Source organism: Halobacillus sp. BBL2006 (assembly GCF_000786645.1).
Classification (GTDB): Bacteria; Bacillota; Bacilli; order Bacillales; family Halobacillaceae; genus Halobacillus.
On record NZ_JRNX01000721.1, the window covers coordinates 1 to 5,951 of the forward strand.

General features: G+C 40.3%; 7 protein-coding genes. All 7 read right to left on the bottom strand.

Annotation, left to right across the window (positions count from 1 at the left end):
- Positions 1–60: 60 nt before the first annotated feature.
- Positions 61–924: a S1 RNA-binding domain-containing protein gene (locus LD39_RS18800; protein ID WP_035551700.1), complete on the bottom strand. Its 864-nt coding sequence runs from the start codon at positions 922–924 to the stop codon at positions 61–63.
- Between the two features lie 121 nt (positions 925–1,045).
- Entirely contained in the window at positions 1,046–1,132 is an 87-nt protein-coding gene (locus LD39_RS18805) for a YjcZ family sporulation protein (RefSeq protein WP_035551702.1), read from the bottom strand.
- A 96-nt stretch (positions 1,133–1,228) separates the two neighbouring features.
- A complete protein-coding gene (locus LD39_RS18810) occupies positions 1,229–2,227 on the bottom strand; it encodes an LLM class flavin-dependent oxidoreductase (protein WP_035551716.1) in 999 nt (332 codons plus the stop codon).
- Positions 2,228–2,251: 24 nt separating this feature from the next.
- Positions 2,252–2,635, bottom strand: a complete 384-nt coding sequence (locus LD39_RS18815) for a helix-turn-helix transcriptional regulator (RefSeq protein ID WP_231572618.1) — start codon at positions 2,633–2,635, stop codon at positions 2,252–2,254.
- 179 nt (positions 2,636–2,814) lie between these two features.
- Complete coding sequence (locus LD39_RS18820; protein WP_035551708.1) at positions 2,815–3,813, bottom strand: zinc-binding dehydrogenase; 999 nt, start codon at positions 3,811–3,813, stop codon at positions 2,815–2,817.
- A gap of 150 nt (positions 3,814–3,963) precedes the next feature.
- Entirely contained in the window at positions 3,964–4,764 is an 801-nt protein-coding gene (locus LD39_RS18825; protein WP_035551709.1) for a 3D domain-containing protein, read from the bottom strand.
- Positions 4,765–5,094: 330 nt separating this feature from the next.
- The coding region (locus tag LD39_RS18830) for an ABC-F family ATP-binding cassette domain-containing protein (protein ID WP_035551713.1) at positions 5,095–5,951 on the bottom strand (857 nt) is incomplete at its 5' end.

Consider the following 5,951-nt stretch of genomic DNA (forward strand, 5'->3'; position numbering starts at 1 on the left):
TTTGTTATTGTTAGTTTTTTTATTTTGAATTCGGAGTTGCTACTTAGTTTGAATAAAGAGTTAATCGTGTTTGATGGTTGTTCTTCCTTCTTTTTGCTCAATTTTTCCATCCTTCATCAGCTGACCTAATGCGCGTTTGAATGCGGCTTTACTAATGTGGAATCTTTCTCGGATCTCTTGAGGATCGCTTTTATCGTGGAGCTCCATAACCCCATCATTTTCGATGAGATAATCAAAGATAACATCTGCATCTTCTTTCATGCTTTCTTGCTTTAACGGTCGCAAAGAAACATTGATGGTACCATCTTCTTTCACATCGATGACTCTTCCTTCAACCGTTTCGCCAAGCCTCGGCTCGTCTTTTCTTTCATGAGGATGGATAAACCCTCGGTAACCCTCTTCTGTAAGGATAGCTGATCCAGCCTTTGTCGAGCGATACACTCGTGCTGCAATAACTGTATGAAGAAGAGAATCTGGAGCTTTCTCCAAGTCTTCAATAACCTCATACTCAGATATCGGCTCAGCTAATAATCTTCCTTTCTTATCCGCTTCTAAACTTACGAATAAATTGTCTCCTTCTTTAGGCCAGACAGATTTCAGTAAAGGGAGATTGTCACTGGAGACTAAGATATCCTTATCCTCAAGTCCAATATTCACGAACACTCCCATATGCGGCAGTACCTCTACAACTTCTGCCCATCCGTACGCATCCTTCGTTGCTTCAGGGAGATTCATAGTCGCGACAGCTTGTCCTTTCTTATTTTCGTAAAGAAAGACTTCCACATCTTGATCCAATTCGATGTCATCGCTGGCATATTCATCAGGTAAGGTTACTTCTGAATCTTGAACTGTAACGACGAACCCTTCAACGATTTTTTTTAATACTTTAGCTTTTTGTATAGTTCCAAGTATTTGATGATTCATTTCATTCCATCCTTTAAAAAACGTAATGTCTTTTATTATAGCGTACTCCTCATGCGAATGAAATGGGAAGCATGTTTCTAGAGAATCGAAAAAAGCGTGGCCTAAGCCACACTTTTATCAATTAATACCACCAAGCAGCTCCTACAATAATTAGGAGAATAAACAAAACAACAAGAAGCGCGAAACCGCCACCATAACCTCTACTCATTCCAATTCCCCCCTTTACTTCTTTATATGCTGACGGAGGGGGTACGGTATGGGTAAAAGTAGGAGAAAATCTCGCGAATAGGCTTGTGCCCAAGTTTTAACGGTTTACCTCCTGGGAGATTAAACGATAAGATTTCTTTTTCTTCTCAAAATCATACACATTCGTAATGACGAGAAATTCATCGATCCCATAAGTATCAGCTAATCTCCTGAGCTCCTTATGTACTTTCTTTGGTGTTCCAATAATGCAGCGATTTCTATTCTGTTTTATTTTCTCTTTCTCTCTATCCGAAAATGAATGATGTTTCACTTCATCAATAGAAGGCACCCGGGTTTCAATTCCCTGTTCCACTTGAAGCAGCCACATATCTTGACTTAAAGCCATTTCTTCTGCTTCTTGATCTGTCTCGGCACATATGACAAATATACAAGTGTTCAGCTTTGGTGATTTCAAACCGACTGATGGTTTAAATTTCTCCCTGTAAACTTTTATAGCTTCATCTGCATGAGACGGGTTAATAAAATAACCGAACGTAAAGCCAGTACCATTAACTGCAGCGTGTCTTGCCCCTCTATCCGTCAAACCTAAGACCCATAATTCCGGCTGATTTGGAGTGTCCGGTCTTGCATGCACACCAAAATGGACCTCCCCTTTGGATATCGTTTCGTACAAGAATTTCTGTAGCTCTTTTACTTGTCTCGAAAAAGAACTTAGTGGTTTTTCGATATTATCGGTCAGAGCAAGCCGTGTTTTACTACCTCCTCCAGGAGACCGACCTAGCCCCAGGTCTACTCGTCCTGGATAAAAACTTTCAAGCATACGGAAAGTCTCTGCTACTTTTAATGGACTATACTGCGGCAGCAGCACTCCGCCAGACCCGACCCGAATTCGGTTTGTAGAGGCTAGAATCTGCCCGATTAGAATTTCAGGAGATGTACTTGCTAAACCATTTGTGTTGTGGTGTTCGGCTACCCAATAACGGCTATAGCCTAGTTCTTCTGTATACTGAGCCAGCTCGATGGATTGCTGTAGGGCCTCTCCTGCCGTTTGTCCTTTGGAAACCGGACTTTGGTCTAAAACCCCAAGTTTCATGATCGACACCTCTTTGTTGATGATTTCTTAGTAAACGTCTTTCATAATTTGATTCAGTACCTGCAATTGTTCTTCAAATAATATTTTATACTTCTTCTTAAGCACATCAAATTCTTCCTTCCCTTGATCGGTCAAGTAATACCAGTACACTTTCTGTCTCTTCTTATCATGAGACTTATAATCTTCTTTACGATACAATAAACCTTCCTCGGTCATTTCATGCAATGTGTCTAGTAAAGTCGATGGTGCGGGGATCCAATTTTTCGTCAAAGATTTAAATTCACCTTTAAAATGTTCACTGATCATTGGCTGATGAACTTGCAGCAAATGCATAATATAAAACTTTGTAAATTGAGCTGCACTCATATTAAGTGCAAAACGCTTCGGGTTATTCTTGTGAGACAAAATCATCCACCCCTTACCAATAAAGTCTTAACTTTATTTTACAATAAGAGGTGGATGAATTGTCCAATCATACGCACATTCGTTCGATTATTGTATGTTTTTTCGGTTTGGTTTTTGAATTCGGAGTTGCTACTAAGTTTGAATCAAGAATAAATGGTCAGCCTTATTAGCTAACTGTTAAAAATTTAGCGCTTTAAAGAAAATCCGATTTTCCCGAAATTCTTCGTATCCCTCAAGTATTCAAATGCTTCTTTATATTCTTCTAATTTAAATAAACGATCCAATTGTGGTTTGATCTGCTCTTCTTCAATAAATGTAAGCATTTCACGGAACTCTTCTGCACTCCCCATGGTTGATCCAAGTAAATTGTACTGACCATAGAAGAATTGACGAATATTAATTTGAACTTGATCATCTGTCGTCGCTCCAAAGGTGACAATCGTTCCCCCTTTTCGAATGACGTTAAGTGATTTTTCAAAAGTAGCTTCCCCGATACTTTCTATAAGCAGGTCGACGGTTTCATCGGAAAGTTCTTCATTCCAGTCACAATTCGTATCAATAGCTCGATCAGCTCCAAGGGCAAGTGCTTCTTTTTGTTTTTCTGAGGATCTCGAAGTCACGATCACTCGCGCTCCTAGAGCTTTTGAAAATTTCAAAGCAAAAGTCAGTACACCGCTCCCAATTCCAGGAAGTAGAACCGTTTGATCTGCTTTCAGCTGTCCTCGAGTGAATAAAGCCCGGTAGGCAGTTAAAGCAGCTAAAGGTAGTACACCCGCTTCTTCAAAACTCAAATGAGAAGGTTTTCTTTCCACATGATCTTCTGTACAAGAATAATACTCTGCAAACGTGCCATTGTCAGGCAAACCAACAATCTCAAATCCTTCTGGAGGGGCATCGCTATTTTCCTGCCACCCAAGCCCTGGGTTAATCACTACTTCATCCCCAGCCTCAAATTTGGTTACTCCTTCACCGATGGCTTCAATCGTACCCGATGCATCTGAACCCGGAATCAAGGCTGGATCTTCGGCCTGGTGGCGCTTCGTTACGACTGCCACATCTCTACGATTCATTCCCGCGGTATGTACTTTCACAAGTACGTCCTTGTTTCCAATGGATGGTCGTTCAACCTCTTTTACAGATAACCCTTCAAAACCAGTTTTTCCTTCATGGACGATAGCTCTCATTATGAAAAACTCCCTTCTTCCTATAGATGTGCTATTAGTCTATCAATAACCGCTCCTAACTCAAAACAATAAGAACAACAAAACCCCACTTTTCAACGAAAGTGGGGTTTATTATATAAGATACAAGCAAGTAGAGAAAATTGCTTCCAACTATTCACTTAGGACTTGTACTTTAACTGATTTACGGCCGAATGCGAGTGCGTCTTCACGATCAGGCATGAAAACGTCAATTCGGTTTCCGTTGATTGCTCCACCTGTATCACCAGCGATTGCTGTACCGTAACCTTCCACATATACTTTAGAACCTAGTGGAATGACATCTGGGTCTACAGCAATGACTTTTTGATTAGGATTGGCACGAAGATCGATACCAGTAGCAGTTACACCGCTGCATCCTGTGCAAAACGCAGTATAAGCTGTCGCTTCAGCAGTGAATTCTTTTACAACATCGTTACTTGAATCCTCGCTTGAGCTTGTCTGAGTAGCTGTTGAATTACTGGAACTGCTATTGCTGGAGCTGCTGCCAGAATTACTAGACTTCGTAGATGCAGGGGAAACTTCTCCTTTTACAGAGAATTGATCTCCTGGATAAATCATTGTAGAAGATAGATTATTCCAAGACATCAGCTGATCAACTGAGATTCCGTACTTCTGAGAAATGCTCCAAAGTGTATCACCGGATTTTACTGTGTAAGTAGATGCGTTACTTGATTTATTAGATGAAGTCGATGTTTTGGAATCGCTGGAAACGGTTAATGTTTGATTAGGATAGATTAAATTGGAATTCAATCCGTTCCAAGATTTCAATTGATCGACAGACACATTATAGTTTTGGGAAATACTCCAAAGAGTGTCACCTTTATTAATTGTATATTCCTCGGCACTGACAGACGTCGCGAAGGCCCCTGTTAATGCTACAGTAGCCGCTACAGTTAAGACTGTTTTTTTCATTTGAAATTCTGCCTCCTCTTAAGTGTTGCTTATCACGTGATTGCGCGTTGTTCATTTCACAATTACTAGACTATCAGAATCTCAGTAGATTTTAAGAACAGGAACCTAACAGTTTGATTGCAAAAATAACATCAACATTTCATAGAGGTTACAGAGCGAGAGAATTTGCCTATACAACAGCAAAAAGAGTGTAAATCTTCATGATTTCGACAACTTTTTATGCGATTACTTTGCAAGAAACGCTTTCTCTTGTCGGTTTCTACATGGAAATACATAGCTGTAAAGGTAGAAAAATAAAAAAACCTGCCAGTTCATGGCAGGTTTTTTACATTATTCAGTTAAGGCTGCAGACCGTTTTTGAATTTCTGGATCTGCTAAATATTCATCGTAGGTCATCTCTTTATCGATGATGCCATTCGGAGTGATTTCAATGATCCGGTTCGCAATCGTCTGAATGAATTCATGGTCATGAGAAGCGAAAATGACGGATCCTTTGAAATTAATGAGACCCTTGTTCAGCGAGGTAATGGACTCGAGATCCAAGTGGTTGGTCGGCTCATCTAAAAGTAATACGTTAGCACCTGAGAGCATCATTTTAGAAAGCATACAGCGTACTTTCTCTCCTCCAGAAAGAACCTTCGCTTTTTTCAACGCTTCTTCTCCTGAGAACAGCATACGCCCTAGGAAACTACGTAGAAATGTTTCTGTTTCATCCTCTGGGGAATATTGACGCAACCATTGTACAAGGCTTAAGTCGGAACCTTCGAAGAACTTAGAGTTATCTTTAGGGAAATAACTTTGAGATGTCGTCACACCCCATTTGTACGTCCCTTCATCGGGTTCCATTTCTCCCATCAAAATTTGGAACAGTGCCGTTTTAGCCGTCTCGTTCGAACCAACTAGAGCGACTTTATCATCTTTGTTAAGGGTGAAGCTTACGTTATCAAGAACCTTGACTCCATCAATCGTTTTCGATAGGTTCTCCACTGTCAGTAGATCATTTCCAATTTCACGATCTGCATTGAAAGAAATATAAGGATATTTACGAGAGGACGGTTGAAGATCATCCAACGTAATCTTATCAAGTAATTTCTTACGGGATGTCGCCTGTTTTGACTTGGAAGCATTGGCGCTGAACCGTGCAATGAACTCTTTAAGATCCTTAATTTTCTCTTCTTTTTTCTTGT